27 protein-coding genes are annotated in these 26405 nt (G+C 60.0%); 18 read left to right on the top strand and 9 right to left on the bottom strand.

From position 1 onward, the window contains the following. Positions 1–20: 20 nt before the first annotated feature. The gene (locus tag JM93_RS04145) at positions 21–1001 is read right to left on the bottom strand and encodes a GGDEF domain-containing protein (RefSeq protein ID WP_170230506.1); all 981 of its coding nucleotides are present in this window, start codon (positions 999–1001) and stop codon (positions 21–23) included. Between the two features lie 459 nt (positions 1002–1460). Here JM93_RS04145 and JM93_RS04140 point away from each other — a divergent pair, with 459 nt between their 5' ends. The 10 genes from JM93_RS04140 to JM93_RS04095 all read left to right on the top strand — a co-directional run bounded on the left by JM93_RS04140 (position 1461) and on the right by JM93_RS04095 (position 9798). After that, positions 1461–3854 (top strand): putative monovalent cation/H+ antiporter subunit A, encoded by a 2394-nt coding sequence (locus JM93_RS04140; RefSeq protein WP_145340765.1) that lies wholly within the window; start codon positions 1461–1463, stop codon positions 3852–3854. Next, positions 3854–4273: a Na+/H+ antiporter subunit B gene (locus JM93_RS04135; RefSeq protein WP_145340764.1), complete on the top strand. Its 420-nt coding sequence runs from the start codon at positions 3854–3856 to the stop codon at positions 4271–4273. The genes JM93_RS04140 and JM93_RS04135 overlap by 1 nt, the downstream gene beginning before the upstream one ends. Next, complete coding sequence (locus JM93_RS04130) at positions 4273–4650, top strand: Na+/H+ antiporter subunit C (protein ID WP_145340763.1); 378 nt, start codon at positions 4273–4275, stop codon at positions 4648–4650. The genes JM93_RS04135 and JM93_RS04130 overlap by 1 nt, the downstream gene beginning before the upstream one ends. Before the next feature lie 5 nt (positions 4651–4655). Beyond that, on the top strand, positions 4656–6239 hold the full coding sequence (locus tag JM93_RS04125) for a Na+/H+ antiporter subunit D (RefSeq protein ID WP_145340762.1): 1584 nt from the start codon (positions 4656–4658) through the stop codon (positions 6237–6239). Then, positions 6239–6715 (top strand): Na+/H+ antiporter subunit E, encoded by a 477-nt coding sequence (locus tag JM93_RS04120; RefSeq protein WP_145340761.1) that lies wholly within the window; start codon positions 6239–6241, stop codon positions 6713–6715. Before JM93_RS04125 ends, JM93_RS04120 begins: the two co-directional genes overlap by 1 nt. Then, positions 6712–7068, top strand: a complete 357-nt coding sequence (locus JM93_RS04115) for a cation:proton antiporter (protein WP_145340760.1) — start codon at positions 6712–6714, stop codon at positions 7066–7068. The genes JM93_RS04120 and JM93_RS04115 overlap by 4 nt, the downstream gene beginning before the upstream one ends. Beyond that, the gene (gene mnhG / locus JM93_RS04110; RefSeq protein WP_145340759.1) at positions 7065–7412 is read left to right on the top strand and encodes a monovalent cation/H(+) antiporter subunit G; all 348 of its coding nucleotides are present in this window, start codon (positions 7065–7067) and stop codon (positions 7410–7412) included. The genes JM93_RS04115 and mnhG overlap by 4 nt, the downstream gene beginning before the upstream one ends. Positions 7413–7757: 345 nt before the next feature. Continuing rightward, positions 7758–8174 carry a Ros/MucR family transcriptional regulator gene (locus JM93_RS04105; RefSeq protein ID WP_145341058.1) on the top strand — a complete coding sequence of 139 codons (417 nt, stop codon included), beginning with the start codon at positions 7758–7760 and terminating at the stop codon, positions 8172–8174. A gap of 410 nt (positions 8175–8584) precedes the next feature. Then, positions 8585–9001, top strand: a complete 417-nt coding sequence (locus tag JM93_RS04100; RefSeq protein ID WP_145340758.1) for a helix-turn-helix domain-containing protein — start codon at positions 8585–8587, stop codon at positions 8999–9001. Continuing rightward, positions 8998–9798, top strand: coding sequence for a DUF6456 domain-containing protein (locus JM93_RS04095; RefSeq protein WP_145340757.1), 801 nt, complete (start codon positions 8998–9000; stop codon positions 9796–9798). The genes JM93_RS04100 and JM93_RS04095 overlap by 4 nt, the downstream gene beginning before the upstream one ends. 52 nt (positions 9799–9850) lie before the next feature. Here JM93_RS04095 and JM93_RS04090 read toward each other — a convergent pair whose 3' ends face one another. Together JM93_RS04090 and JM93_RS04085 are read right to left on the bottom strand one after the other, a co-directional pair. Beyond that, complete coding sequence (locus tag JM93_RS04090) at positions 9851–10279, bottom strand: SufE family protein (RefSeq protein WP_145340756.1); 429 nt, start codon at positions 10277–10279, stop codon at positions 9851–9853. Between the two features lie 299 nt (positions 10280–10578). Continuing rightward, entirely contained in the window at positions 10579–11097 is a 519-nt protein-coding gene (locus tag JM93_RS04085; protein WP_145340755.1) for a DUF5330 domain-containing protein, read from the bottom strand. 300 nt (positions 11098–11397) lie between these two features. Here JM93_RS04085 and JM93_RS04080 point away from each other — a divergent pair, with 300 nt between their 5' ends. The 6 genes from JM93_RS04080 to JM93_RS04055 all read left to right on the top strand — a co-directional run bounded on the left by JM93_RS04080 (position 11398) and on the right by JM93_RS04055 (position 17922). Next, positions 11398–13140, top strand: a complete 1743-nt coding sequence (locus JM93_RS04080) for a sensor histidine kinase (RefSeq protein ID WP_145340754.1) — start codon at positions 11398–11400, stop codon at positions 13138–13140. Further along, positions 13137–14066 (top strand): peptidoglycan-binding domain-containing protein, encoded by a 930-nt coding sequence (locus JM93_RS21905; protein WP_208994910.1) that lies wholly within the window; start codon positions 13137–13139, stop codon positions 14064–14066. The genes JM93_RS04080 and JM93_RS21905 overlap by 4 nt, the downstream gene beginning before the upstream one ends. A gap of 12 nt (positions 14067–14078) precedes the next feature. Beyond that, positions 14079–14459 (top strand): DUF1491 family protein, encoded by a 381-nt coding sequence (locus tag JM93_RS04070; RefSeq protein WP_145340753.1) that lies wholly within the window; start codon positions 14079–14081, stop codon positions 14457–14459. Positions 14460–14602: 143 nt separating this feature from the next. Then, positions 14603–14989: a Spy/CpxP family protein refolding chaperone gene (locus JM93_RS04065; protein WP_145340752.1), complete on the top strand. Its 387-nt coding sequence runs from the start codon at positions 14603–14605 to the stop codon at positions 14987–14989. A 315-nt stretch (positions 14990–15304) separates the two neighbouring features. Next, complete coding sequence (locus JM93_RS04060; RefSeq protein WP_145340751.1) at positions 15305–16519, top strand: hypothetical protein; 1215 nt, start codon at positions 15305–15307, stop codon at positions 16517–16519. Between the two features lie 215 nt (positions 16520–16734). After that, positions 16735–17922: a lipase family protein gene (locus tag JM93_RS04055; RefSeq protein WP_145340750.1), complete on the top strand. Its 1188-nt coding sequence runs from the start codon at positions 16735–16737 to the stop codon at positions 17920–17922. Between the two features lie 41 nt (positions 17923–17963). Here the strand turns inward: JM93_RS04055 and JM93_RS04050 are convergent, their stop codons facing one another. Together JM93_RS04050 and JM93_RS04045 are read right to left on the bottom strand one after the other, a co-directional pair. After that, positions 17964–19340 (bottom strand): MFS transporter, encoded by a 1377-nt coding sequence (locus JM93_RS04050; protein WP_145340749.1) that lies wholly within the window; start codon positions 19338–19340, stop codon positions 17964–17966. A gap of 102 nt (positions 19341–19442) precedes the next feature. Beyond that, the gene (locus JM93_RS04045) at positions 19443–20603 is read right to left on the bottom strand and encodes a DUF2336 domain-containing protein (RefSeq protein WP_170230499.1); all 1161 of its coding nucleotides are present in this window, start codon (positions 20601–20603) and stop codon (positions 19443–19445) included. Positions 20604–20843: 240 nt separating this feature from the next. Between JM93_RS04045 and JM93_RS04040 the strand changes: the two genes are divergently transcribed. Together JM93_RS04040 and JM93_RS04035 are read left to right on the top strand one after the other, a co-directional pair. After that, on the top strand, positions 20844–21056 hold the full coding sequence (locus JM93_RS04040) for a hypothetical protein (RefSeq protein WP_145340747.1): 213 nt from the start codon (positions 20844–20846) through the stop codon (positions 21054–21056). A 49-nt stretch (positions 21057–21105) separates the two neighbouring features. Further along, the gene (locus tag JM93_RS04035) at positions 21106–21954 is read left to right on the top strand and encodes a hypothetical protein (protein ID WP_208994908.1); all 849 of its coding nucleotides are present in this window, start codon (positions 21106–21108) and stop codon (positions 21952–21954) included. A gap of 14 nt (positions 21955–21968) precedes the next feature. Here JM93_RS04035 and JM93_RS04030 read toward each other — a convergent pair whose 3' ends face one another. The 4 genes from JM93_RS04030 to JM93_RS04015 form a co-directional block, all read right to left on the bottom strand. Further along, entirely contained in the window at positions 21969–22739 is a 771-nt protein-coding gene (locus JM93_RS04030) for a substrate-binding periplasmic protein (RefSeq protein WP_145340746.1), read from the bottom strand. Positions 22740–22898: 159 nt separating this feature from the next. Then, positions 22899–23456, bottom strand: a complete 558-nt coding sequence (locus JM93_RS04025) for a DUF1254 domain-containing protein (RefSeq protein WP_145340745.1) — start codon at positions 23454–23456, stop codon at positions 22899–22901. Positions 23457–23460: 4 nt separating this feature from the next. Then, entirely contained in the window at positions 23461–24132 is a 672-nt protein-coding gene (locus JM93_RS04020) for a DUF1214 domain-containing protein (protein WP_145340744.1), read from the bottom strand. After that, positions 24129–26279, bottom strand: a complete 2151-nt coding sequence (locus JM93_RS04015) for a transglycosylase domain-containing protein (RefSeq protein ID WP_145341055.1) — start codon at positions 26277–26279, stop codon at positions 24129–24131. The genes JM93_RS04020 and JM93_RS04015 overlap by 4 nt, the downstream gene beginning before the upstream one ends. Between the last annotated feature and the right edge of the window lie 126 nt (positions 26280–26405).

Below are 26405 nucleotides of genomic sequence, written 5' to 3'. Positions count from 1 at the left end.
CACCGCGGCAAGCCGCCGCCTCAGTCGCTGCCGTCGCCGGCCTGTAACACGATCACAGCGGTCTCGATCCGGTTGCCGCCCTGTTCACGGGCCAGGTCCAATGCCTCCTCGGCGCGTTTGAACAGGAGGCCCGAAGCCGCATCGACAGCCCGTTCGACATAAAGCCCGGTCGCGGTGCCGATGCTGACAGTGGTCACGCCGCCCCGGTCCTCGTTTTCCAGGTTGGGCACTTTGCGGTCGGCAATCGCCTGGCGCACATAATCGGATATGGTGCGGGCTCCGGCCTCGGGCGTGCGCGGCAGCAACAGCGCAAACCGGCTGTCGTCGAGGCGGGCCGCGGCATCGGCCGCGCGGCGGGTGGTGCTCTTCAGGATATCGGCGATCGCCCGGGCCGCAAGATCGGCTCCGGCGGTCCCGCCGTTGATATCGGTCAGTCCGTAATACTTGTCGATTTCAATCAGGATGAGACTGACAGGCGCTTTTTCCCGGCGGGCGACCGCCCATTCGCGCTGAAGGCTCTCGTGGAACCCGCGCCGGTTTTCCAGTCCGGTCTGCTCGTCGTGACGCCGCAGGCCGGTCACCGTCTTTTCAAGGGCAACATGCGTGGAGGCGTCCTGAAGATACAGCCCAACATGCAACAGGCTGCCGCCGCGTGTCTGGATCGTTTTTGCGGTGACGTCCGTCCAGATCAGATCCCCATTCTTTGTCGCAAGCTGGCAGCGTTTGCGCACCGGCGGGCCGTCCTCCCGGTCAAGCCGCTTGAGCGCGTCCATGACCAGTGAGCCTTCGCCGGACATGAGGACCGACAATCCGCGGTCCATCAGGTCTTCCGGCTGCCAGCCGAAAATCTCGGCAACCGCGCCGGAGGCGTAAGCCACTCCAAGGCCTCTGCTCAGGCCGAGAGCTGCAACCGGGCTGGCCTCGAGAAGCTCTGAAAAACCGGTGTCCGTCTTTGCAGCGGCAAGCCGGTCGCCGCTCATGTCGTCCTGGTTCCCCGCCATCAACATAACCTCCAGTCCGCCGGCCGGCGGATGCAGCCTCCGCGCTGACCGCACCGCCCTTGCACTCAATCCCGGTTCGCAGGCTAGCATGGCCGCATAAAACAGTCGGTGATTCTTTTTAGGGGTTGGGCCGAAAAAAATGCAACAAAACAGTGCTTTTTTTAAACTTGTCGAGATTGACCAAGCAATAATGCGTACCCAAGTAAGCCCAGAGTTGTTTCTCCGGCTATTGGGAGCTCCGATGCGCGCCTGCTTTCCTTCAAGAACCTGTCGATTTCATTTTGCGCGCTCCGGTTATTCTGGAAACGGTTCGATTACACTTGCGCGGCACTATTCCAGATCGTAAGACCACGTACCAAGCTCGCTGGTGATATCCATCAGCACCATTGCCGTTCTGGGCCCGTTTTCCAGCCCGACCCTTGCAGTTCTTTGCGGGGGTGAAGTGACCCGAGAAACGACATGACGCCTGTAGCGATCGACAGCAACACGCTGATCACCATTCTCGCCGTTTTGGCGCCTTTTTTTGCGGCAGCCGTCGCGCCCTTCCTGACACGACTGATGGGCCACAACGCGGCCTGGCCGCTGGCCATCGTGCCCGCTGGCATTTTCATGCATTTCGCCGGCTATGTTCCAGCCGTCGCAGAGGCGCAGACATTCGTCGCGATTCGCGACTGGGCACCCGCTTACGGGATCAATCTGTCGTTTTACATCGACGGCTTGTCGACGCTGTTTGCGCTGCTGATTTCAGGCATCGGCACATTCATCATCCTCTATGCTGGAGGCTACATGAAGGGGCATGCCCAGCAAGGGCGGTTTTTCTCCTTCCTGTTCCTGTTCATGGGCGCGATGCTGGGTCTTGTGCTTGGCAACAATCTGATCACGCTGTTTGTGTTCTGGGAGCTGACATCGATCACCTCCTTCCTGCTGATCGGCTTCAACCATCTGAAAGAGCGCTCGCGCCGGGCGGCCGTTCAGGCGCTTGTCGTGACCGGCGGCGGCGGGCTGCTTCTGCTGGCAGGGTTCATCCTGATCATCACGGCCACGGGCCAAATCGAAATGTCGGCGCTTTTGCGCGACCCGGATGTGCTCAAGGATCATGCGCTCTACGTGCCGATCTTCATTCTCATCCTCGGCGGTGCCTTTACCAAATCCGCCCAGTTTCCGTTCCACTTCTGGCTGCCGAACGCGATGGAAGCCCCGACGCCGGTATCGGCGTTCCTGCACTCGGCCACGATGGTCAAGGCGGGCGTCTATCTGTTGATGCGCATGCATCCGCTTCTGGGCGGCACAGAGCTCTGGACAACCGTGTTGCCTTTGTTTGGCGGGATCACGCTGCTGGTTGGCACGATCCTGGCGGTTCGCCAGACCGACTTGAAACTGATGCTGGCTTACACGACGGTCGCCTCGCTCGGGCTTTTGGTCATGCTGACCGGTGTCAGCTCCGAGCGGGCACTGGAAGGGGCTGTGCTGTATCTGTTTGCGCATTCCCTGTTCAAAGGCGCGCTGTTCATGGTTGCCGGCACGATTGACCATGAGGCGGGGACCCGCGATGTCACGAAGCTGGGGGGGCTGCGCAAGGCGATGCCGGTCACCTTCGCCGCCGCGTGTCTTGCCGCTCTGTCCATGTCCGGCCTGCCGCCATTTATCGGGTTCATCGCCAAGGAAGTGCTGTACTACGGCACCTGGGGGGCGCCTGCCGCTGCCATGGCCTTGACTGTCACCGCGGTTGTCGGCAACGCGCTCATGCTGGTGATTGCCGCAGCGGTCGCGCTCAAGCCGTTCCTCGGCGAAAAGGTCAAGACCCCGAAAGAGGCCCATGAAGGGCCGCTCTTGTTGTTCTCCGGCCCTGTTGTGCTGTCGGTCGCCGGTCTTGTGGCCGCGCTGGCCACCACGGCAACAGGTTTTTACCTGATCGGGCCGATGCTGTCGTCTCTGGTCGGTGAGCCGCAAGAGGTCAAGCTGGTGCTGATCCCGCCCTATATCAACGCGCCTTTGATCCTGTCGGTGATCACCATCGCGCTGGGTGTTGCGCTTTACACGCAGCTGGACCGGTTGCGGGCGCTGATCAAGGGTGTGCTGGATGCCATCGGCTGGGGCCCGGACAAGGGGTTCGACCAGGTCATTGCCGGTCTGGTGACGCTGTCCGGCGCCTTCACGCGCCTGGTTCAGGGCGGCAAGATGCAGACCTACATGCTCGCCACCTTCGTTGTCATCGCCGCGAGCGTTTTGGTGCCGGGGTATCTCGGCGGCGGCTGGCCGGCCATGCCTGATTTCCCCGAATACCGCTTCTATGAGTGGAGCGTGTTCCTGATCGCGGTCATCGGGTTGATTGCCGTTCTGATCGCAAAATCGCGCCTGACGGCGATCGTCTCCCTCGGCATCCAGGGCTTTGCCGTTGCCCTGATCTTCATGATGTTTGCCGCGCCGGACCTGGCTTTCACACAGTTGATGGTCGAAACCCTGTCGGTGGTCATCCTGGCTCTTGTCATGACGCGGCTCAACCTGCAGCCGCGCGACCGGCGGCCATGGGGCGCTGCGCTTGCCACGGGTGTCGTCTCGATCGGGGTCGGGGCGGGCCTAGCCTTGACGCTGATCGCAATCACCCAGCAGCCGTTCGATTTGCGCCTGTCTGAATTCTTCACGGAATACAGCTACTCGCTCGCCTTCGGCCGAAACATCGTCAACGTCATCCTGGTTGATTTCCGCGGCATCGATACGTTGGGCGAAATCGCCGTGGTCTGCCTGACCGGCCTGTGTGTGCTGGCCCTGATCCGGGTTCGCACGCGGCCGGACAAGGAAGAAGAGCCGGAGGCCGGGGCCGATACGCCTGCCAAGAAAGCGGAGGCACGCTGATGCGCACGATTATCTTCCGCACCATCGCGCCGTATCTCGCGGCCCTGATGGTTCTGTTCTCGATCTTCGTCCTTCTGCGCGGCCACAATGAACCCGGTGGCGGCTTTATCGGCGGGCTGATTGCCGCGTCCTCGCTGGCCATTTACGGGATCGCCTGCGGCGTGGCATCGGTGCGCCGGGCCATCGTGTTTCATCCGATGGCAATTTCCGGTTTCGGACTGTTCATGGGAGCGGCCGCGGGTCTGCTCGGCCTGTTCTACAAACAGCCTTTCATGACCAGCCAATGGTGGCCGATTTACCTGTTCGGCGTTGAGATCAAGCTGTCGACACCGCTGATCTTCGATATTGGCGTCTATCTCGTGGTTGTCGGTGCGATCGGATCGATTGCCCTGGCGCTGGAAGAAAGGGAGAGCGACTGATGGAAACCGGTCTTGCTATCCTCATCGGCCTGTTCTTCACCGTTGCCGTCTATTTGCTTCTGTCCAAGTCGATCGTCCGCATCCTGCTCGGGATCGCGATCCTCGGCAACGCGGTGAACATGCTGATTTTCACGGCCGGCCGGCTGACGCGGGAAGTGCCGCCGGTCATCCCGAACGACCTTTATGTCCCGGCGGAGGCGACCGCCAACCCGCTGCCGCAGGCACTCGTCCTGACGGCGATCGTGATTTCGTTCTCGTTTTTCGCATTCCTTCTGGTGCTGGCGTTTCGCGCCTATCAGGAGACAGGGACAGATGACGTCAACGAAATGCGCATCGCCGAACCCAAAGATGACCCAGCACCCCCGCAAGGATACTGACCGAGATGGCCGGATCTTACCCTTCCGTTGATGTTTCTGCAGCGATGGTGACCCAGCCGGTCGCCGCCGGTGACTGGCTTGTCGTTGCTCCGGTGCTGATCACGATGATCGGCGGCGCTTTGTGTTTGATGACACGCAAGAACACCGACGCACAGCCGAAGCTCGGCATGATTTTCCTGTCGCTGCTGGTGTTTGCCAATGTGGGCTTGCTGGCGCGCGTGCTCGACAAGGGCGTCATCACAATGGTGATGGGCGGCTGGCTGCCGCCTTTCGGCATCGCCTTCACTGTTGATGCGCTGGGTGCCACCTTGTCACTGATCGCCAGCATTGTGGCGTTCACGGCTGGTCTTTACGGCGCGATCTCGGTCGATCACACCGGGCGGCGCTACGGCTTCTACCCGTTCCTGCTGCTGCTTTTGACCGGCGTCAGCGGCGCGTTTCTGACCGGCGACATCTTCAACCTTTATGTCTGGTTCGAAGTGCTGCTTATCTCGTCCTACGGCCTGCTGGTGCTCGGCAATGACCGCGCGCAGCTGGACGGGGCGGTCAAATACGGCATCTTGAACCTGGTCGGAACCAACCTGTTCCTGATCGGCACCGGCCTGATCTATGGCGTGTTCGGCACATTGAACATGGCAGACATTGCCATGAAGGTGTCTGAATTGGGCAGCCCGGCCACCGGCACCCTGGCCGTGATCGCCGCGCTTTATCTGCTTGCCTTTGCCATGAAAGCCGCCGCGTTCCCGGTCAATTTCTGGCTTCCGGCCTCCTATCACACGCCGAACATCGTCGTGTCAGCCGTGTTTGCCGGTTTGCTGACCAAGGTCGGGGTCTACTCCTTGATCCGGATCTTCATGGTCATCATGCCGGAATCACGGGAGTACATGGCGGACGTGATTTCGCTGCTGGCGATTGCGACCATGCTGACCGGAGCGATCGGAGCGCTGGCGCAGACCGAGTTGCGGCGTCTGCTCGGCTATCTGGTGATCATGGGCATCGGGTCGATGCTCGCCGGGCTTGCGGTCGGCACCAATCTGGCCATCTCCGGTGCGATCTTCTACGCGGTGCACTCGATCATCGTGATGACAGCACTCTATATGGCGGTTGGCATCGTGGCGCTTTTGACGGGCACCTACAGTCTGCGCGAGGCAGGCGGTATTTACGGCGCAAATCCGGCGTTTGCCTTTGTGTTCCTGATCCTGGCTTTTGCAGTATCCGGCCTGCCGCCTTTCTCCGGCTTCTGGCCCAAGGTCATGCTGGTGGATGCCTCGTTTCAGGACGGCCGCGGGTGGCTTGGCGCGGCGATCCTGTTAAGCGGCTTCCTGACAACCATCGCCATGGGCCGGGCCTGGATCTACGCGTTCTGGCGCGGCGGCCCGGAAGGCACGCCTGACGGACAGGCGCTTGCCTTGCCCGCAGCGCAGCAGGGGGTGTTCTCAGCCGCGCTCTGGTTGCCCCTCGGGATCCTGACGGCCATGGTGATCTATTTCGGCCTGCAACCGGAGTGGATGTTTGAGCTGACGGCGCGGGGCGCCAGCGGCGTAGTCGAGCCCAGCGGGTATATCCGCTCTGTCTTTGGAGATCAGTGATGACCGGACTGTTTCTGATCAACATTTTGATGGCGCTGGCCTGGGGTGCGGTTTCGGGCAACTTCTCGGTCATCAATCTCGTGTTCGGCTTTGTGCTCGGCACAGGCGCTTTGTTCCTGATCCGCGAGCAAGTGGGAACCGGCGCCTATTTCCATCGCTACGGCCAGGCCGTGTCGCTGGCGCTGATGTTCATCTACGAGCTTGTCATGTCGGCCTGGCGGGTTGCCACCATCGTGCTGCGTCCGAAAATAGAACTGCAGCCGGGTATCATCGCATTTCCGCTGACCGTCGACCGGGATTTCGAAATCACCATGCTCGCCAGCCTGATCACACTGACGCCGGGCACGTTGTCGGTCGATGTGTCTGAGGACCGCAAGACGCTGTATGTCCATTGCATTGACGTGCCGGATCCCGACGAGACGATTGCCGACATCAAGAACGGTTTTGAGCGCAAGATTCTGGAGGTGTTCAGATGACACCGATTGAAGTGTTTTCCAGCCAGTTCCTGTCGGTCTGCGTGCATATTGCCCTGGCGATCTTGTCGGTCTCCTTCATCCTGATCTGCATTCGCACGATCAAGGGGCCGAGCCTTCCGGACCGGGTGGTCGCGCTGGACATGCTGGTGGCGGTCGGTATCGGCTTTTTGGCTGTGTTCGGCATTCTCAGCAATTATCCGCTCTACATCGACGTGGCGATCACACTGGGTCTTGTCGGTTTTCTGGCAACGGTCGCTTTTGCCCGGTTTATCCTGAACAGGGGCACCGCCCACGATCCCACCATCGTGGGTGAAGTCAAAGAAAGCATCGCACGACAGGAGGCAGGCGAATGATCACGGTCGTTTTGGAAATCGTTGTCGGCCTGATGCTGGTAATCGGTGCGTCTTTCGCGTTTGTTGCGTCGCTTGGCATCCTGCGTTTGAAGGATGTTTATATGCGCATGCATGCCGGCTCCAAGGCTGGCACACTCGGGTCCGGCCTGATGCTGCTGGCGCTGGCGATCTATGCCGGAGACGCGGGCGTTGTGACCCGTGCGATTGCTGGCGTGATCTTTTTTCTGCTGACCGCCCCAATTTCGGCCCATCTTCTGGCTAAGGCGGCTTATGTTGTTGGATACAGGCCATGCGGCGACACAAAGCTTGACGCTCTGGCAAAGGTGGTCACACCGAAGAACTAGCGCTGCATTTCGGTGAGTTGCGCTGATCCGGGACGGGGTAAACCTACTCCGGGTTATTACGAAGCTAGGCAGCGGGAAATCGATATATTTTGCTGATGGCTGTTTTCAATGATCGTTATATTGAAACACGGCCCCCTTGATTTGAATAATTACTTGCTTTTCAAGTCATGAGGGGTTGTACTCCTGCGAGTGCAGGTCTATAAAGCCGCAATCGTTGCCTGCGAAGTAGAATCAATTTGAATGATTGTCGCTCCAAAGTAACCAGTTGTTTGGGCTATTTGGTGTGTGTAGACCTCCCGCGGCATTGCGTAGAAAATTTTATGAACTAAAGAGAATGGGTGTATGATGACTGAAAGTCCGGTAGACAACAATCTTATTGATCTGACCGCAGATATTGTCTCTGCTTATGTGAGCAATAATACAGTGGCATCTGCGGACTTGCCGAACCTGATCAATGAGGTTTACGGCGCCCTGCAGCGGACTTCGACCGTGACCCAGGAGCCGGAGCCGGAGCCGCTCAAGCCTGCCGTGCCGATCAAGAAATCAGTCATGCCGGACTACATCATCTGCCTGGAAGACGGAAAGAAATTCAAGTCATTGAAGCGCCACCTGCGGACGCACTATGACATGACCCCGGAAGAATACCGCGACAAGTGGGACCTTGGTTCCGACTATCCGATGGTTGCGCCGAACTACGCCGCAGCCCGTTCGGAACTGGCGAAAAAGATGGGTCTTGGCCAGCAACGCAAACGTTCCAAGTAAACCGTCTTTCCAAATGAGTTGAGGAAAGCCGTCTGCTTCGCAGGCGGCTTTTTCTTTTGGGCTGCCAGCATCCCGCATGTCTCCTGTGCGCGCCTCAACAGGGATCGAGCCGCGTCCATTTCGCCTCTGGAACACAGGCCGGGGCAGGAGGGAGGGCAAAGCTGCTCTGCCGGGACGGGCGTAACGGACCCAAACCCTGTCGATCCCCTCAATTTAGAGGGTATTCCTCCCGGAAACTGTCAAAAAATGCGGCATCCCACCGCAGTTTGCATGCCGAAGCATTGGAATTTTTACCGCGTATTTTAAGGTTGTTGGATAATTTATCCACGACCCATAAGTGTGCTGTTACAATATAGGAAAATTTACCTAATGTTTGCGTTCGGTTATTTGTTAACAAGTGGAGGAAGTCTATGCAGGCAAATAGGGATCGGGGAAAAAGCAAAGGTCCGGGCCTCGCGGCCTCGCGGCGCGTGTTTTCCGCGCTGTGGGAAAGCCGGATTGCGGCGCATTTGCACCTGGCCGAGGGGTATGTCTCAAAGGCTTACTGCGTGCTTCCAGTCGAATTTTACGACGACGGCCGGGGCCCGCGCCGGGTATGCGAGGCCCGGCAGTTGCTGATGTATCTGGCCCATGTCGAGTTCGGCTTGCCCCTGTCAGAGGTTGCAAGACGCTACCGGCGGGACCGGTCAACCGCCCATCACGCATGCCGCAAGATCGAGGACCAGCGGGATGATCCTGCGTTCGATGAAATGGTGTCGAAAATCGAGGAGTTGATCAGCTTGCGGGCGGACCCGCTGTTTCGCGACATCTATGGAGCTTGCGCATGAGCTGCCACGCATTGCCTGTCACCAACGTGTCCGCCCGCGCGCTCAAGCCGGTTCTGAAGCTGTTGAGCAGCAAGTCTGCGCGGCTGACTTGCGGACAAAACAGCGATGGAACGAGCCAATGGAGCCTGACCCGCGCTTCCGACAAAAAGCCGCAGGCTGTTGACGAACCGGTCGCAAGGACGCTTTTGGCAAACGATTATCTGTTGGAAGAACCGGACGGGTTTCGCCTGTCGGACACTGGGCGCAAAACCTTGAAACGCCTGCTCAGTGCCGGAGACGGCGGCTTTGCGGCCCAGCACCGGGACATGGCCGGCGTGCAGATTCCGAAGCAGGGGGATGGCAGTTCACAGCCGGTGCGGGTCAATCTGCAGGAAAGCCCGCTTGCGTGGCTTGCCAGCCGCAAGACCAAACGGGGCACACCGTTCTTGACCGCAGATGAAGTGACTGCTGGCGAAAGGTTGCGCAAGGACTACGAGTTTGCCCGCCTCACACCTTCCTTCGGGCCAGGGTGGAAACTCAGCGACGCGCCTGGTGGCACCGGTGCGATCCGCGGGCAGGCCGAGTTTTCCGACGATGTGTATGCAGCGCGGGACCGTGTGCAAAAGGTGCTGGGGTCGCTTGAGCCGATGTTGTCCGGCGTTCTGGTCGATGTGTGCTGCCATCTCAAGGGGCTGGCTGCAGTCGAGGCGGAGCGGGAATGGCCGGTGCGGTCGGGCAAGATTGTCTTGAAAATCGCCCTGGCCAGCCTGTCATTAGCCTATGGCTACAAAACCCGGGCGCCCAGCACCAAGCGCTGACAAACGCGCGCAGGCAAATCGCCGGCAGGGGGGCTGCCGGCAAAAAGCCGCATCAGGCGGCGGCCAGCGCGCCTTCGGCATCGGAGCGAATCCGGCCGACCATGGATTTCAATCCGTTCGAACGCTGCGGCGTCAGGTGTTCTTGCAGGCCAAGCCGGTTGAACACGTCCTCAACATCGGTATCGAGTATGTCCTGCGCGGTCTTGCCCGAGAACAGCGCCAGCACGATGGCCACAAGACCCTGCACGATCAGGGCGTCGCTGTCGCCGCGAAAGCTCACGACCGGCACGCCGCCGCGGGTATCGACGCTGGTGATCAGCCAGACTTGAGAGACACAGCCCCGCACCTTGTTGGTCTCGTTCTTCTCACCGTCGGGCAGGTCCGGCAATTCCTTGCCGAGATCGATCAGATACTTGTACCGGTCTTCCCAGTCGTCGAGGAACTCGAAATTCTCAAGGATTTCGTCAATCGTCGTGGTCATCGCACACCGCTTTTCTATCTCACGCATTTCCATATAGCTCGTCGCGGCCGCGATGCAAATCGCAGTCGGCTGGCGGAGCGGCAGACGGAATTTTAAGGGCCAGGATGCACAGGGTGGCAGACAAAGAAACGCCGCAGGTGGAGTGGGCAGCTGTCCGACCTGCGGCGTAGCGGAAACATCCGCTGAAGGTAATCCGTTGTCCCTGGCCGCGCGGCATGGCCGGCGCTCAGAGGTCAACGGGGGCGCATCGCCGCCTGGCCGGCTCTCTTGATATCGAGAGCTGCCGGACGGACGGGTGCTCAGGCGTTGCCGCCTGTGCGGGGTTTGGGCCGTGGAACCGGCCCGTATTCTGCCTTGCTGGCGGTCTGCGGCGCAGAATTGGGCTGTTGCGGGGTTTCAGCCGCGCCGCGCCAAGGCAAGGCAAGATCGTCATGTGTCAACGTGCCGCTGGTAACTTGTGTGGTGGTTGCGCCGGTCACCAGGATGCCGTCTTCACCGGCCTCTGCCAGCTGCTGTTCGCGCGGCAGTTCAATGGTGATCCCGTCTTTTTTCGACACTTTCGCATCGAGGAACTCATAGACAATCCGGGCGCCGTCCCGCGCCTGGGCTCCGATCGCGCTCAGGGCCGCACCGCCTGTTTCGCAGGCCTGCGGATTGCGCTCGCAAAACTTCGAAATGTCTGACACGGTCGCCGAGGCTGCCAGATACGCGGCAACGGGGTCGACGTCGATCTCGGTCTCGGTTGACTGGCCGGATCCCAGTGGGATCAGGGCCAGAACCAGCGTCATCCAGAACGCTGTCCTGAGAAGAAAAAACATTGTGCTACCCTGTTCAGTCGTAAGCGTTGAGCAGTCCAGACCAAACCGGCCGCGCAATCGTTATGATCAAACGCTAGCAGACACTTGAGAATCCCGCGTTTCGGCGAACGTGCAAATTTTCGACGTATTTGATTCAAATTTTATCTATTTCCCGGGAAGCGGCTGTTTTTACGCATTGAATCGGCTCCGGAAGCTGAAAAAACGCTTTATCCTTTATCGTTCCTTAAGTGGTCGGGTGGAAAATGCTGCACACCTCTTGATGAAAGTGAATCGCCCCAAGACGGGCTCTGGGTAAGTGTAGTGCGTAACCGGCTTTTTTCATTTGCAGCTCTGTGCGAAGCAGTCCTTTCGCAGGCTGACAGTCTGGTCCATCCGGCCGCAGCTGCGGATCCTTTGGCGCGGCCGCGTCATCGGGGATTCATAAGCGGCTGCCTTCTGACCGGCGCGCTCGGTCTTCTGGTGCTGCCGCTGCACCTTGCCTTTGCGGGGGCACCGGGCTTTGCCGTTATCCTGCTGATGGCCTTCATGCTCTCCCAGTGGCCCCTGGCGATGGTCCTGTCTCAAACCGGACGGCTCGATCTTGCATATGGGCTTTCGGCTCTGGTGTTCGCGGGGTTCCTGACCGGATTTGCTGCCGTCAGTGGCGGTCCGGCCTCTGCCGCTTTGTTCTGGCTTGTGCTCGTTCCGCTCGAAGCGGCCCAGGCGGCCTGCCGGCGGATGGTCTCCCTGTCTGCGCTGGTTTGTCTCGGCGCGGTGGCCCTTTTGTTCATGGTGCCCTTACCCGAGCCGATGCCCGGCAGTCTGGCGCCGTTGACCGTGGTTCTGGCCGCGTGCGGGGCAGCGGTTTACGCCGCGGTTCTGGCCGGCCGTCTTGTGTCGGATGTGCGCCGGTCGCGGAAAGTCATGGAAGAGCGTCATGGCGCGGCCCAGCTGCTCAGCGCACACAGCAACGAGGCGGTGCTCGTTTACCGCCCGGACGGCAGCATGGGTCTGCTGGGCGGCTCGCTTGATCCGATGCTGGATGTGCCCGCCCGCCAGCTGAAAGGCGATTGGCTCCTCCAGCGCCTTCATGTCACCGACCGCCCGGCCTATCTGATGGCGCTCGCCGATGTGCGCGAAACCGGTGGACCCAAGGTCATGAACCTGAGGCTGCGCCGGGGGGCAAGTGAGCCGGGAACACCCGGCCACGCTGACTATGTCTGGCTGCGGGTCACGCTGCGCCGCGCCGCGGATCCGGGCACCAAAGACTGTGTCGTTCTGACCTTGAGCGACCGCAGCCGCGAGCATGCTGAAAACGAGGCCTTGACCTCGGCGCTCGGCACGGCGCGTTTGGAGACCACTGCGCAATCGCGCGATCTTGCCCGGTTCGGAGCGGATCTGCGCGGCCCGCTGAAACAGATCATCGACTATGCGGCGATCCTGAAATCGCGTGACGGGTCCGGCCTCGCAACAGGCGCCAGCTCGTCGGAAGCCTATGCGGAGCGGATCGAAGAGACCGGCCAGCAGCTTCTTGAAATGGTCGACACGGTGCTGTCGGCCGCAGATATGGACAGCGGTGCGCGCACGGCGAACGTCGTGCCGTTTGACATGCCTACCTGCCTGTCGGGGACGCTTGCGGAATTGCAGGATGCGGCCGCCCGCGCGGGGATAACCCTTGCGGCTGCCATTGAGACGGGCCTGCCTGTCTATGCGGGCGATCAAGAGGCTTGCCGCCAGATGCTGAAATGCCTGGTGCTGGCGGCCGCGAAGGCCACACAATGCGAGACGGAGCTGACCCTGTCCGCAAAGGCACGGCCCGGGCATATTCTTGTTGAGATGAGCGGCGATCCATGGCTTGTGCTGAACGCGGGGCCGGCCCGGCATTTCATCACACTTGCTGAAAAACTGGCCCAGCTGCAGGGTGCGCGTTTGAAGATTTCCGCCGTGCGCGACCGCTGCGAGCGGGTGAGCGTGAGCTTTCCCCTCCAATCCTCGCATACAGATGGACGGACTTCTGATAGGCTAGAGACCAACAATACGGGCCAGCTGCAGAACATCGCATGAGCAAGAGGCAACAAAAACAAACCAATCTGGCAAAAGACCTCGGGCTGGACGAACCGGAAGACGGCGTCCTGGCAAAGGCGGGGGGCTTTGCGCGCGACAACCCTGTGGCGGCGGGCGGCTCGGTTGTCATGGCGCTCACCGGTTGCCTGATTGTCGCAAATGCCGTCGGCCTGCAAAATGGCCGCCACCCGGCGCCGCTGTTTTCCACCCGTGAATGGGACACACCGCCGGCTCAGGTCACACCTCAGGAAGGTCGCCCGGCACAGGTTCAGGAAGTATCGGTGCTTGTCCTCGATCTTCAGACAGCCTTCCGCAAGGCCGGAATTTATGTCGGTCCGCTGGATGGTATCAACGGTCCGGCGACCGAGCAGGCCATCCGCCAGTATGAGCGCCTTCTGGGCCGGCCGGAAACGGGCCTGCCAACCGAGGAATTGCTGGCAACCGTATTGATGCGCGGTGTCGAAACACCTGGTGTTTCGGGACAAGCAGGCCCGGCCGGCACGCCGGTGGCCGGGGCGCCGTTTCCACGGCCCAAGCCCGATACCCGCACTGGTTCCATCCCGGCCCCGCGCAGCGTGGCCAGCACGCCGGTTCCGCCGCCGCCGGCCACACGCCAGATCGCAACGGCGCCGGCGCCGGCAAATCCGCCGCGCGGCGCGGGCCGGTCAGCATCCTCTTCCGGGCAGGCTCCTGTGCCGCCGGAGGTCATCCCGGCCCCCCAGGCCGACACCCGCCTTGTGCAGATCCAAAGGCTTCTGGCGGACCTCGGATACGGTCCGCTGGCGGCAGACGGCAGGATGGGCGACAACACCTCAAAGGCGATCCAGCGTTTTCAGCTGGACCGGGGCTTGCCGCTCACCGGGCTGCCGACAGCTGATGTTGTCGAACGGCTTGAGATGGTCAGCGGCCAGAACATTACCAATTGACGGGTTGACCTGATGCGTGCCGCTTCCGATTTTTTTGTTGCCGCCTTTGTGCGCCGCCTGTTCCAGGCCGGCGGTTTTGCGGCGGTCAGCAAGCGCGGCGCAGCGGAAGCAGGAGCGATTTTCATTCTGGTCGACCGGCTCGACGGAACGCTCGATCTTTACGGTCCCGCACCGCAAGCATATTTCGTCGAAACGCCCGATGGCCGCCTATTTGAACGGGTGCTGTCTCAGGCAGACCGGGAAGCGGTGGATGCGCGGCTGGCAAGCGAAGCCCGCATGGATCCGGACTACTGGCTGGTGGAAGCCGAAGCCCGTGACGGCCAGGTCGATCTCCCGCTTGCCGATGATGGCGACGAGGCCCCCAAAAAACCCGATCCGTGGCCGTTTCGCTAGACCGCAGCCGAGAACCCGCGCAAAAATCCGTATCCGGATGTCGAACAGCCCCAGACTGCGACAGGGCGTTACATCTGCGGCACAGGTTTTCTCAGCCGGTTTGTTAATTGGGTCCCGTTCACACAGAAAGGGATCTTGCCGACATGACTTTCACATCGCTTTTGCCCAACCGCCGTCATCTGATTGCCGGAAGCGTCATGATGCTTCAACTGGCGTTCATCCCGTCTGTCGGTGCGGCGCAATCCATGGCAAAGCCGCCGCAACCGGCGGAAGTGGCAGCTGAACTCGGCCTGAGCGGTGATCAGGAGGCCGCTTTTATTGCCATCATGGACGCGCACCGGTCGCAGGTAAAAGCCCTTCTGGTGGAAAACGGGATTGACCCTTCCAAGGGCCGCCCCTCGCGCGCCGAGATGATGAAGCTGCGCCCGGAAATGCGGCTTATGCGGCAGGACCTTGAAACCCAGCTTGCGGGCGTTCTGACACCGGCCCAGCTGGAGGCGTTGAAGTCCAAACGGCCCAGACGGCCTTAAAGGGGCGCCTCAAACCAATCTGTCTTCACGCATGGTTCCGGCTCCCGAACGGGCTGGATGCCGAAGGTCGGCCACCCGGCGCGTCCATGACATCCGGATTGATGCGAACACCGGGCAGAATCTGGTGCGGAGACAAGTGCCGGGAACCGTGATGGCCGGCCCGTATCCCGGGCGGGATGCCAAGAGCCGGATCAATATGGCAGTCTGAATACATGTCAGGCGTGAGGGATAAGAAAATTCAATTGCGATATAAATATACAGGGATGATTATATTTTTGTAGAGGGGCGCTCCCGTTGAATTGGATAGGAAGAAAGATGTCGAGCGTTCCTTTGATTACAAATTCTGAAAATGTAAATAAAACTCTACAACAAGAGGATGTTGTCGAGCATTCGATTGGTCAGTTTCTAACGAAATCAGACAAGAAGTCTTTTGGACTTACGAATAAATCCTTGTTTAATACGTTCAATAGAAGCCGCCGCGATTCCGATGATCACCGGCCGGCGATCGTCTCCACAATGAACGGCATGACCCTTTCCCGGGAACTGCTCCCGCAACGGAACGTCGCGCGGCATTCTGTTGCGCCGTTTTTGACCAGCAAAGAGCAGGCAAATCTCGCCAAGACCAGCAGCGCGATGAACGATTGCCTGTCGAAGTCGGTTGACAAGGAAAAGCCCACACGACTTCAGCTCAAGCAGAGTGAAATCAAGTTGAATACGCGGCTTGTGAACCAGACGTTTTCCGCCTTGATCTCAAACAGGAGTGTGGTCGATATCGACGATTTTGAAGGCTACATGAGTGACAACTTTACCTTTGGACAAAGCCAGTTTGATGCTGACGCACATGCACGGCACAAGGTGAATGCAGTCAAGAACATACCAGCGGGCGAGATCGATCAAAACGCGTTTCAAAAGATGCTCGGTATTGGCCACAATGATGATTTTTGCCCGAATCCGCCATTCGGCGTTCAGTACGGACGGCCTGTGGTTTCAAAGGACGTGATCGAGGCCATCGTCCAGCATCCGGGCACGAGCATTCACACGCTCGAAGTTGCCGCCGAACACCGTCACAGCGACGAAGTCCGCGATGCGGCATGTGTAAGACTGCACGAGATCGCGTGCAATACAGACAAGGAATTGCTTAAGTTGAAGCATTTGATGCAGGCGGACAGCTTTGGTGCGCCCGCCGCCATCCGGGAAATGATTTCCTGTGCAAGCAGCAACAAGGAAGTCGATAACAGACGGTATCTCAATGGGTTGCGCAGTATCGCGTACACCCTTAGTGCGGATGCGATCAACAGGGCAGAGACATTGGATCTCATTGGTATGAAGGGGCAGAACGATCAGAAAAAAGCCACAGTCGCACCCGTGTTGCCAAAAATCGTTGTGAAGGATCTATTGGCCAACCCAAACCTCGAAATCGAGACGCTTAAGTTGGTCTCCGACACGCATCCGGACGCGGGCATTCGGTCTTTTGCCGCAGGCGTGTTGAAGGAGCGCGTCAAGAAAGACACCAGCTGCCTGATCATGTGAGTGGCCCTGAAACCGGCGCGCCTTTAACACCGTCAGTCCGAAACACGCCCATTGCCTGGCCAAGTGTCCTGCAAGGCAGGGCGGGTGTTTGAGCCGGTGCCGGATCAGATATAGTGTTTCCGGCGCCGGGTGGTGCTTGATTTGGCCGCTGGGCCGTGGGACACCTGTTTTCAGGCAATGCATCTGCGCGGTCTGCCACCGGGAAGGAGCACGGCATGCAAGGATTCAAGAGCACTTTGTTTCTGTTGATTGTTGGTGTTCTGGCGTTTTCTTCGCCTGGCCATGCAACCGGCGCCTGGACAGTGGAGAAGCTTCCGGATGCTCAGGGCCTATACCCGGGCGAGGAAATGCTGACTACCAACGGCATTGAGACACTTTCATATTTCAAGAAAGGCGATCCGGACAAACCTCTGGTTGTTTTTGTGCCGGGCGGATTTCATCTGGCACGCGTCGCCTATGGCTATCCGGGCGGAAATGAGCGGGATTTTCTGGCCTACTGGCTTGCTCAAGAGGGCTATTCGTTCCTCGGCGCGTCCTATCCGACGGGCAACAAGGTCTATTCCAAGGTCTATCCGGCGTTTTCGATCCGTGATTGGGGCAAGCAGGTTGCCGCAGTCGCCAAGCATTTTTCTGATGAGAATGGTCTTTCAGGCGAGATCATTGTGCTCGGCTGGAGTGCCGGCGGACAAATTGCACAATCGGTCTATGAGGCGTCTCAGGCGGCCGGCCTCGACATGAGCCTATATGTGTCCATCGCGTCGACCCCACCGATCCCGTTGCTCCTGGCCGCGCCCGGCGCAATATCCAAGGCGGAAAATGGGCTGTCTGCCGCACCGCAATTCTACGACTTGTTCAAGAAATATGTTCTGGCGCAGGACGCGATGAACGGCCATACGATCATGCCCTGGGACACGTTCGAGAGCCAGGTGCTGGGCGAGATCCCAGTGGCGATGAACGCGATCATGATGGCATCGCGCTACGAGAATGGCGAGTTTGTCGAAGATCTGGATTGGTCCTTGGCCGACACCGGCGGGTTGAAAGTGACTGATTTTCCGTTCGTGGTGACAATCTCGGGAAACAAGGTTCTGGACAACGATCACGCGCTCACCGATCGCGGAAACTGGGGCATTTACCAGATCCAGCATTTGTACCGGAACATTGTGCTGCCGGTCCTGTCAAAGTCGGAGGATATTGATCCGGCGAACTGGCAAAGCCTGATGGACCGGATGAACTATGCGACTTCCGGGGCATTGAATGCGCGTGTTCCGGGAAACCATTTCTTCTGGTACGGCGAAGTCGGTGCACGTGAAACCGTTCAACAGCTCGACATGCTGCTTTTGCGGGCCGCCAATCTCATTTCCGATATAGAGGCGGCCGTCGCAACGGTCTCTGCCAAGCAGTGAGGCCAAACCTGCACCGGGCAGCCAATCCTGCACCGGGCAGCCTAGGCCGCGCCGGGCTCCCTAGGCTGCTCCGGAGCCTCGGACAGTAAGAACATGGCGGTGGCAAATGCCGCCACCAGCAGCGCGGCACATACGCCAAACACGAAGGGGATGCTGAAACCGGCTGTCAGCATCGCACTTGAGGCGGCCACGCCGATGGTCGACCCGAGCAACCTGATGGTAACAACCGTTCCGCTCAGCTGGCCCTGCTCATTGGCCGGTGCAGAGTTGACAGCGATCCGGCGCGAAGGTCCGGCGATGCACACCATCGCAATGCCCCAGGGGACCAGCGCGCCCGCAAACAGCCAATAGGACTTCAGCGGCATCAGGACAGCCAGGCAGACAGTGGCCAGCGCTCCCAGAACGGTTCCGGTTATCACGATCGGCCTCGAGCCGATCTTGTCGGCAAGCCGTCCGACTTGGGCAGAGATGAGGGGGATTGGTACCACGGCGAGGACCACCGCCAAGCCGGCCTGGGCTGCCGTGTAGCCCATTTCGGATTGCAGGAAGATCGGCAAAAAGACCGCCATCACGATCATGACGTATTGGCAGCACATGAAAACGAAGCAGGCCGATGTGAACGCGGGCACCCGAAACAGGTGGACGTCAATCAGGGGGTTGCGCTGGCGCAGTTCAAACCGGTCGAACAAGAACAAGCCGAAGAGGCCAGCGGCCGCACTCGCAAGCACGATGATGTTCAGCCACCCGAGGCTGGAGCCCTCCATCAGTGCAAACACGAGCCCGCACAAGCCGATGAGCATCAAGAGCCCGCCTACCCAGTCAAGACCTGTTTTTTCTGGCGGGTGGTCCGGTTCTTTCCAGACACTGTAGGCAATCGCCCCGGCAAGTGCGACAATGGGAATGTTCAGCCAGAAGACCCAGTTCCATGAGACGTAATGTGTGATAACGCCGCCGATGAGTGGACCGATGGCAAGGGATGTTGTTGCAATGGCGGCATAAATTCCGATGCCCAGACCACGCTTTTCCGGCGGGAACGCCATGTTGGCGCCGGCCTGTGACAAAGCAAACAACAGGGCCGCCCCGCCCCCTTGAAGCGCCCGCATGGCGATCAGCATGGGTCCGCTCTCGGCCAATCCCGCCAAAAGGCTTGCAAGGGCAAAAACAGTTCCGCCGGTAATCAGGACGGGCCGCAAGCCAAACAGGTCGACACACTTTCCACCCAGCGCGGCCAGGCAGGTCAAGGTGAGGAAATAGGCATTCACGATCCAGTGCGTCGTGCCATGAGACAGACCGAGGTCCGTCTGAATGGACGGGATCGCGACGCCGAGCACGGTTTCGTCGAGCAAGACCAGGCCGGACAAAGTCCCCATGGAGCAGATGATCCACAAGCTCCGGTGTTCATCCGACAGAGGCTTCATGACCGTGTTTCCTGTTTGACGACCCGCTGGAGGCAAATGGGAAACCGCCCGAAACGAAACCGCCTGAAACGAAACTGATGGAGCGGCGCTCGATACACAGCCTCAAGCGCTGCGCTTGCCGGTCTCGGTCTGCCGCTGGACGGTGAGGCCCGTACCGGTTTGCGGCCGGGGCGCTGTTGTTTGGGTGCGGTTCGGATCGGACGTGCCGCGTAGCCGGGCCTTGCCGTCGGTCTCGGTGGTGAGCGCTGCATGATGCGCGGGTTGTGTGCTGGCAGGTGCGGCTTGGCTCCAGCTCCTCACCAGCATTTGCGCGGCCGACAAGCTGAGGCGGGCGTGCAGGCGCATCAAGCCGCGGATTTGCTCCAGTCCCATGCGGCTTCCGAGCTGGCGGACAAAGATGTTTCCGGCCACGGCTTCGCTGATATTGAGCGCCTTCAGAGCAATGGCCAGCGCATCGCCGCCCGGATCCTGACTGACCTCGGTGGCCAGCGCCCGGGGCAGTGACAGCCCCTTTGCAAGAGCTGCATCGAATTGCCGGTGATCGGAATGCAGGGCCGCGTTTTCCAATGCGCTAGAGATTGCCGGATCACACCGAAGCGCCGCGCGGGCCCGGTTTGACGCAGGTTGTCCGGGGATCTGCATGGCTGTGGCTGTTTCCACCAGCGCTTCCATTTCCGCTGCCGCAAGAGCTTTTGTGCGCAAGGGTGCGTCCAACGTCAGATACTGGGCCATCAGGGCCTGCGGGCTCATGATGCCCTTTGCCGCCAGTTTGATGCCAAATTCTGACACGATCGCCGGGCGCGCGAGAAGGGCGTCCGCGATGGCATCAGTCACGACAAGGTCATCGCGCGCGAGCAAGAGGGAAATCACTTCAGCCCCGCCATGAACCGCCAGTGCCTTGGCGGCCTCCGGGGGCAGATCCACACGCTGCGCCAGGATCTTGCGCAAGCTGTCCGGGCCGCGTTCGGCTTGCCGGACCAGGGTTTGCGGTGCAATCCCCGGCGTGTTCTTCAAGACAGGATAGGCTGTGAGGGGATCCGCGTCGGCGGCAAGCAGTTGCAGGACCGGCATCGGTGTTTGCGGATGGCGCACCAGCATCATAGCGATCTGGCGCCGTTCGGCGCGCACGGTGTCCGGCAGCAGGCTTACGCCGAGCTCTGCAAAGATTCGGCATTCTTGCGCGTCATGGCGGGCACGGCCGGCGAACAATTTGGCCGCAGACAGCAAAACGCCTTCGGACGGGGCAGGGGACTGTAGCACCATTTTGCGTCGTGACCGGTTCCCGGATCCGCTAAGCGGCGGCAGGCTTTTTGGGTTCATAAGGCTGTCTACTCAAACACATGACGAGCCGGAGGCTTCCGTTGCCTAAAATTAGAGTGAAACCGTTAGCATCCTGTTAACCCTGACGGGGCCTTAATCACATTTGTAGAAGTATTGCGTCCCCATTTGACCCATTTGCACGTCTTAAGCGTAACAGTGCAGTTGGAACCGAAGGAGGAGACGATGGGCACATTGTTGGATTTCGCATCCGCCCCGCGGCCCACTTCACGCCTGAAATCCCGTGATGAGGGGTTGGCTCGGGCACGGAATAAGGAAAATGGAGAGGTTATCCTCTTTCCAGGTGTGCGCTACGAGCGCACGTCCCTTGATCTGTCCGCGCGAATCACGACCATCGGAGCAAAGGCTGACATGGGATCGACCGATCGCGATCGGTAAGAGGAAGTGACCGTGCAGCTGTAACCGGCAATGCACGGAGACAGGCCCGATGGGCACATGGCCATGGGCAACTGAAAAAGCTGCGGGCAAACCCGCCTTGACGAGCTTGAGGCTCTGCGCGCTGGTGCTCCTTTGCGTATCGGCAGCCGCATGCACGCGGCCGACCGGAGATTTTGACCGCGCCGAACCGTCCGTCATCCACGACAAGGTCATGCCGGCCGCCGGCGACCGGGCCGCAAAGCTGCGGGGCGATCCCGTCTCCACCTTCAACTACACCAATGACGAAGAATTGCTGCGGGACCGCGGCTGGACGCTGATCCGTCCGCCCTGGACCAAGGACTGGATCGGCGGAACCATCGTCGAGCTGTCCCGGACCCGTGTCCTGCCGGAGGCCGAAGGCCGGGTGCCGCCGGATCTGTATTACCATTTCCTGAGTTCGGACAAGTTCCGCTCCAGCGATGCTCGCTACGACCGGATTGCCTCAGATGCGACCGGCGATGCAGATCTGGTGCTGCCGTTTTGTGAAGTCGCGCTCAGGGTGAGGGAAGCGGACAGCGAGCGGCTGCGGGTTCTGGCCAACAAGAAAGTAACCACCCAGGAGCTTTACAACGGCGCCAAAGCACGCGTTTGGGAAAACCGGATGATGATCAATTGGGTGGCCCAGGCGCTGCGGTTCCGGATCGAGGCGTATAAGAATGCGCTGGACAAGCTGGAAATCGAGACCCCGACGGAAAACCGGATGTGGAAGACAAACAACGCCATCCGCACCCTTGAAGGGCAGGTCCGTCTGGCGGAAAACGGATGTACGACGAGCAACCGCTACGGCATCGCCGAAGCCCCGAAACGGTCGCGCATTTACAAGAGCTGGGGCCAGGAGCGCCCGCCGGTCCAAAAGTGACGCAATAAGCGCGTTCAGCTTGGCCCGCGGCCAATATGTCGTTGCATGATTTCGTCCAGTTTACCGCTTTTGCGCAGCTCACGCAGACCCTTGTTGAAGGTTTCGAGATGCTGTTCGGCGTCCGGCAGTCTTTTTGAGACGATGAAGTAATGCGGGAGGTCCCGGATCGGCGGCTCCAGAACGGTAAAGTCATCGCTGTTAACGCCTCTGGTGTTGTTCAGAACGAACATGCCAACCTCTTCGATCAGGGGGACGAGATGTGTGCGGCCGAGCGCAATCATCTTGAAACAGTCCTGCAGCGATCCCGGTTCGTCAACGACGATGTAGCCTTCGGCTTCCCAGGCCCGGAACAACGATTTTTCATAACCGCGCGGACTGCAAACCCGGCTGCCGGTCAGGCTCTCCGGGCCGTCGAAAACAATCGACGAGTCCCTGCGGGCAAAGAACTTCTGGTGCCCGTCCAAAATGGGGTCAGAAAACAGGAAATCCTGAGCTCTTTCCTGGCTCCAGATATACGGGAATGTGCCGATAAACTTGCCTTCTTTGCTGAGCTGATAGCCGCGGGTCCAAGGGGCCAGCACAAGTTCGTAGGATGCGGCATTGGCTGCATTTGCGAAGATCTGCTCGACGATTTCCGTGACCATCCCGCCCTTTTCAAGAGTGATGTCGACATAGGGAGGATAGCCGGTGCCGGTGACGATCAAATATTCATCGGCTTTGCTGGCGCTGACCGGCAAAACAAAACATAAAAGCCAAACGAGGACGACGTTCCGACATGGGTTCATTCTATGCAGTTGCCGCGATGAACGTTGAAAGACGGTTAAAAATGAAAGATGCTCAAAGTATTAGTGCTCAAAAAATAAGCGGTCGGCAATATATATTGTTATTTTTGTCACGGTTAAAAATGAAAAATCCTGACCGGAGCAAAAATGCCGTATTTTCCTCTAGGTGAGGCTGCCGCATTCGGCAGCGGTCAACGCCGTTGCCACCAGTGCGTTGAGGCTCGGATGCGGGGCATAGGCCCGCAAGAGTGCAAAACCGGCCTGCATATCGGTCTCAATGACAATCAGGTCCTCCAGATCGTCAGGCGGATTTTCTCTCAGGATCGAAAGTTGCGCCGGCGACAGGATCAGCATCGACAGATCGTCCGAACCTGCGGTTCTGTTGTTGAGACTGTAGATGGCTTCGCCAGCTGCATTGAACACGCCGATCGACCAGAACGGGACCGGCACATCGGCCTTGAACGCCACCGGCCCATCGCTCAGCTGAAACCGGCAGGCGGCGTGTTTCATGGCCGGGTCCAGCGCGGGCAACGGTTCAGCGCCGGGCATGACGTCGGGCAGAAGATTGAAACTCCGGTCGGGACCGAATTGATCCAGTTTGGCATAGGCGCTGTGGCTGACATTGTCGGGGACCGACAGGACCACCAGAATATGCACAATCCCGGCAATCGCCAGCAGCGACAGCAGCGCGATGGTCAGACGGAACCGGTCGGACAGCATCGGCTCAGCATCCCAGAATGCGGATGGAAGGCATGCTGACGCCTTCAATGGCCGCGCCGGTCGTGACCGGTGCATCGTAAAGCCGGAGTGTGAGATACAGACCTTCGACGGATTGCGGGTCGGCCGGCAGCGGCAGCCAGTTTCCCGGCTGTGCGCTGCGCGAGGCAATGATGTCGAAGCTGCTGTCCGGCTTGCGCAGCAGCCCGCGGCTGGTCAAAAAGGTTCTGCCAGGCAGGGTTTCGAACAGCCGCCCGTGCCGGTCCGTTGCCGTCAAGGTCCAAAGCCGGGCCGTCGGTGTCTGTCCGGAAATGCGGTAGGTGCAAGACGGATCAAGGATGCTGTCGGCGCTGTCCGTGCGTGCGGTGAGCGCCAGGCCTTCGCCATTGGCGAGCGGTATGATGGCCCCCCGCGTGTAGATAGCAACCGAATAGGGATCGGCATCCTTTGTGCCGGCCAGCGGGTAGGCCTCCCAGGGGCCGATTTCAACGGCGTTGAACGGCCGTTCCGCCTCGATGATGACATAGGCCGACCCAATTCCAAGCAGGGCGCCGATCACCGTGATCAGAAACAGCCCCACAAGGACGCGCAAGGGCGCGGGACGGGGCGTGCGCAGGATCCGTGGCGTGTCTGTCCCGTAAAAGCCGGTTTCGCCGAGCGGCTTGAGCGGAGCATTCATTGGGTCACCCGGGCCCCGGGCGCCGCCAGGGCGCCGGTTTCCTGGCCGGTCCCGGCATCCGCCCGCGCCTTCACGCCGCTCAGCTGTTGGCCAATCTCATCCAGAACGATCTGCGTCTGTCTCTGTAGCAGCCGGGGTTGCGGGCGTGTGTCATCGGTGCCCGCGGCAGCAACGGCGGGGCTGCTTTGCAGGCTGTCGGCATCAACGCCGGGCATCGGCACAAGATCGATCCCCTCATGGGCGTAGGCCATGAACTTTTGCCAGGTCATGGCCGGCAGGCTGCCGCCGGTAACCCGGCGCGTTGAGGTGAAGTCGTCATTGCCATACCAGACCGCGGCCGTGAAATTGCCGGTGTAGCCAACAAACCATGCATCGCGATAGGCATTGGTGGTGCCTGTCTTGCCCGCAGCGACGACGCCATCGATCCGCGCACGGCGGCCGGTGCCGGCCTCCACCACATTGACCAGGATCTCGTTCATTTCGGCGACTTTGTCTGCCGGCAGCACACGCCTTACCGGGGCCTCGTCCTGCTCGCGCCGGTAGAGCGTACGGCCGTTGCTGTTTTCGACCTCAAGGATCGTATAGGGCAGCGCCTGAAAGCCGCCATTTGCAAAAGTCGAGTAGCTTGCCGCCATGTCGATCACCGACACATCGGAGGAGCCGATCGGCAGCGACAGCGAGTTTTGCAGCTCGTGGCTGATGCCCATCTGATAGGCGGTCTCGATGATCTTGTCGCGGCCGATGGCAAGCGACAGGCGGATCGGGATCGTGTTGATCGATTTGGTCAGCGCCAGCTTGAGCGTCACCGGTCCGCGGAAGCTGCGGCCGTAATTCTGCGGGGCCCAGTTGCCGATCCGGATCGGCCGGTCCGGCACGATGCTGTCTTTGTTGTAGCCATTCATGAAGGCAGTCATGTAAACAAACGGCTTGAATGACGATCCGGGCTGGCGCAGGGCATTGACGGCGCGGTTGAACTGGCTTTCGCCGTAGGACCGGCCGCCGACCATGGCCACGACCCCGCCATCGGTCGCCATGGCAACCAGAGCCGCGGAGTTGACATCGCGCACCTTGCCGTTTTCCCGCAGCACGGTCTCCACGGCCAGATCGGCCTGTTTTTGCAGGGCCGGATCAAAGGTCGTGCGTACGGTTACGATGCGATCACGTGACAAGGCGGGCAGACGGCGGGCCAGGGATTTGACCTCTTCCAGAGCCCAGTCGAGGAAATATTCAGGCAGCTGATCCTCCGACCGGTCGACGGCAACCGCCGGATTACGCCTTGCGCCGATCACCTGGCCTTCGGTCAGGAACCGGGCCTGCACCATGTTGGTCAGCACCTCGTTGGCGCGCGCACGCGCGGCGGGCAGGTTGATATGCGGGGCGTAGCGTGTTGGCGCCTTGTAAAGCCCGGCCAGCATGGCGCTTTCGGCCAAGGACAGCTCACGCACGTTTTTGTTGAAGTAAAACTCTGCCGCAGCGGTCACGCCGAAAACGCCGCCGCCCATATAGGCGCGGTCGAGATAGAGTTTCAGGATTTCCTGCTTTGTCAGGTTGGCCTCAAGCCACAACGCCAGATACGCCTCCTTGACCTTGCGGCCAAGCGTGCGCTCATTGGTCAGAAACAGGTTCTTGGCCAGCTGCTGGGTGATCGACGACCCGCCCTGAACCACCGTTCCCGCTCGGGCGTTTTCCACCATGGCGCGGAACGTGCCGACAATATCAATGCCGAAATGGTCGAAAAAGCGCCGGTCTTCGGTGGCCAGCGTGGCCTTTATCAAGGAATCGGGAATCTGGTCCAGGGGCACACTGTCATTCAGCACGATGCCGCGCCGGCCGATTTCATTGCCGAACCGGTCTAGGAATGTGACAGCGAAATCATCCGTCGTCTTCCAGTCCGCATACCGCGTGGCTTCAAAGGCGGGCTGGGCAAAGGCCAGCACGACGATAAAGCCCAGGATCCCAAAGGTCAGGCCGTCGGACGACAGCTCCGCAAGCCCGCGCCACACGCCCCGTGCACGGAACTGGCGCAAGAACGCATCATACCGTTCGAACGCTCTGCGCAAAAACGTGCCGCTTTTCCAGAGCGCCGTGTCCACGAACGCGTCAATCGACAGCAGAAACTGGCCGAAGCTCCGGCGTTTTCGGTGCATCCGGATCCCGTCCGGCGGCGTGTCTGTCTGCTCGCTATGCCCGCGTTTTTTCAAAGCCGTCCGGTCTCCAGGGCTCTGCAGTTGTCTTGTGTCCGGCAACGGCGCCTGGATCTGTGCGACCCTAGC

Origin of the sequence: Roseibium hamelinense, assembly GCF_007830545.1 — a bacterium.
Lineage (GTDB): Bacteria > Pseudomonadota > Alphaproteobacteria > Rhizobiales > Stappiaceae > Roseibium > Roseibium hamelinense.
The sequence above is the reverse complement of the archived record's forward strand: the minus strand, read 5'-3'. Positions and strand labels throughout refer to the sequence as shown.

Coding starts and splice junctions, on each gene's coding strand:
- JM93_RS04145 (WP_170230506.1), bottom strand. CDS start 1,001: ATGGCGGGGAACCAGGACGACATGAGCGGCGACCGGCTTGCCGCTGCA.
- JM93_RS04140 (WP_145340765.1), top strand. CDS start 1,461: ATGACGCCTGTAGCGATCGACAGCAACACGCTGATCACCATTCTCGCC.
- JM93_RS04135 (WP_145340764.1), top strand. CDS start 3,854: ATGCGCACGATTATCTTCCGCACCATCGCGCCGTATCTCGCGGCCCTG.
- JM93_RS04130 (WP_145340763.1), top strand. CDS start 4,273: ATGGAAACCGGTCTTGCTATCCTCATCGGCCTGTTCTTCACCGTTGCC.
- JM93_RS04125 (WP_145340762.1), top strand. CDS start 4,656: ATGGCCGGATCTTACCCTTCCGTTGATGTTTCTGCAGCGATGGTGACC.
- JM93_RS04120 (WP_145340761.1), top strand. CDS start 6,239: ATGACCGGACTGTTTCTGATCAACATTTTGATGGCGCTGGCCTGGGGT.
- JM93_RS04115 (WP_145340760.1), top strand. CDS start 6,712: ATGACACCGATTGAAGTGTTTTCCAGCCAGTTCCTGTCGGTCTGCGTG.
- mnhG (WP_145340759.1), top strand. CDS start 7,065: ATGATCACGGTCGTTTTGGAAATCGTTGTCGGCCTGATGCTGGTAATC.
- JM93_RS04105 (WP_145341058.1), top strand. CDS start 7,758: ATGACTGAAAGTCCGGTAGACAACAATCTTATTGATCTGACCGCAGAT.
- JM93_RS04100 (WP_145340758.1), top strand. CDS start 8,585: ATGCAGGCAAATAGGGATCGGGGAAAAAGCAAAGGTCCGGGCCTCGCG.
- JM93_RS04095 (WP_145340757.1), top strand. CDS start 8,998: ATGAGCTGCCACGCATTGCCTGTCACCAACGTGTCCGCCCGCGCGCTC.
- JM93_RS04090 (WP_145340756.1), bottom strand. CDS start 10,279: ATGACCACGACGATTGACGAAATCCTTGAGAATTTCGAGTTCCTCGAC.
- JM93_RS04085 (WP_145340755.1), bottom strand. CDS start 11,097: ATGTTTTTTCTTCTCAGGACAGCGTTCTGGATGACGCTGGTTCTGGCC.
- JM93_RS21905 (WP_208994910.1), top strand. CDS start 13,137: ATGAGCAAGAGGCAACAAAAACAAACCAATCTGGCAAAAGACCTCGGG.
- JM93_RS04070 (WP_145340753.1), top strand. CDS start 14,079: ATGCGTGCCGCTTCCGATTTTTTTGTTGCCGCCTTTGTGCGCCGCCTG.
- JM93_RS04065 (WP_145340752.1), top strand. CDS start 14,603: ATGACTTTCACATCGCTTTTGCCCAACCGCCGTCATCTGATTGCCGGA.
- JM93_RS04060 (WP_145340751.1), top strand. CDS start 15,305: ATGTCGAGCGTTCCTTTGATTACAAATTCTGAAAATGTAAATAAAACT.
- JM93_RS04055 (WP_145340750.1), top strand. CDS start 16,735: ATGCAAGGATTCAAGAGCACTTTGTTTCTGTTGATTGTTGGTGTTCTG.
- JM93_RS04050 (WP_145340749.1), bottom strand. CDS start 19,340: ATGAAGCCTCTGTCGGATGAACACCGGAGCTTGTGGATCATCTGCTCC.
- JM93_RS04045 (WP_170230499.1), bottom strand. CDS start 20,603: ATGGTGCTACAGTCCCCTGCCCCGTCCGAAGGCGTTTTGCTGTCTGCG.
- JM93_RS04040 (WP_145340747.1), top strand. CDS start 20,844: ATGGGCACATTGTTGGATTTCGCATCCGCCCCGCGGCCCACTTCACGC.
- JM93_RS04035 (WP_208994908.1), top strand. CDS start 21,106: ATGGGCACATGGCCATGGGCAACTGAAAAAGCTGCGGGCAAACCCGCC.
- JM93_RS04030 (WP_145340746.1), bottom strand. CDS start 22,739: ATGAACCCATGTCGGAACGTCGTCCTCGTTTGGCTTTTATGTTTTGTT.
- JM93_RS04025 (WP_145340745.1), bottom strand. CDS start 23,456: ATGCTGTCCGACCGGTTCCGTCTGACCATCGCGCTGCTGTCGCTGCTG.
- JM93_RS04020 (WP_145340744.1), bottom strand. CDS start 24,132: ATGAATGCTCCGCTCAAGCCGCTCGGCGAAACCGGCTTTTACGGGACA.
- JM93_RS04015 (WP_145341055.1), bottom strand. CDS start 26,279: ATGCACCGAAAACGCCGGAGCTTCGGCCAGTTTCTGCTGTCGATTGAC.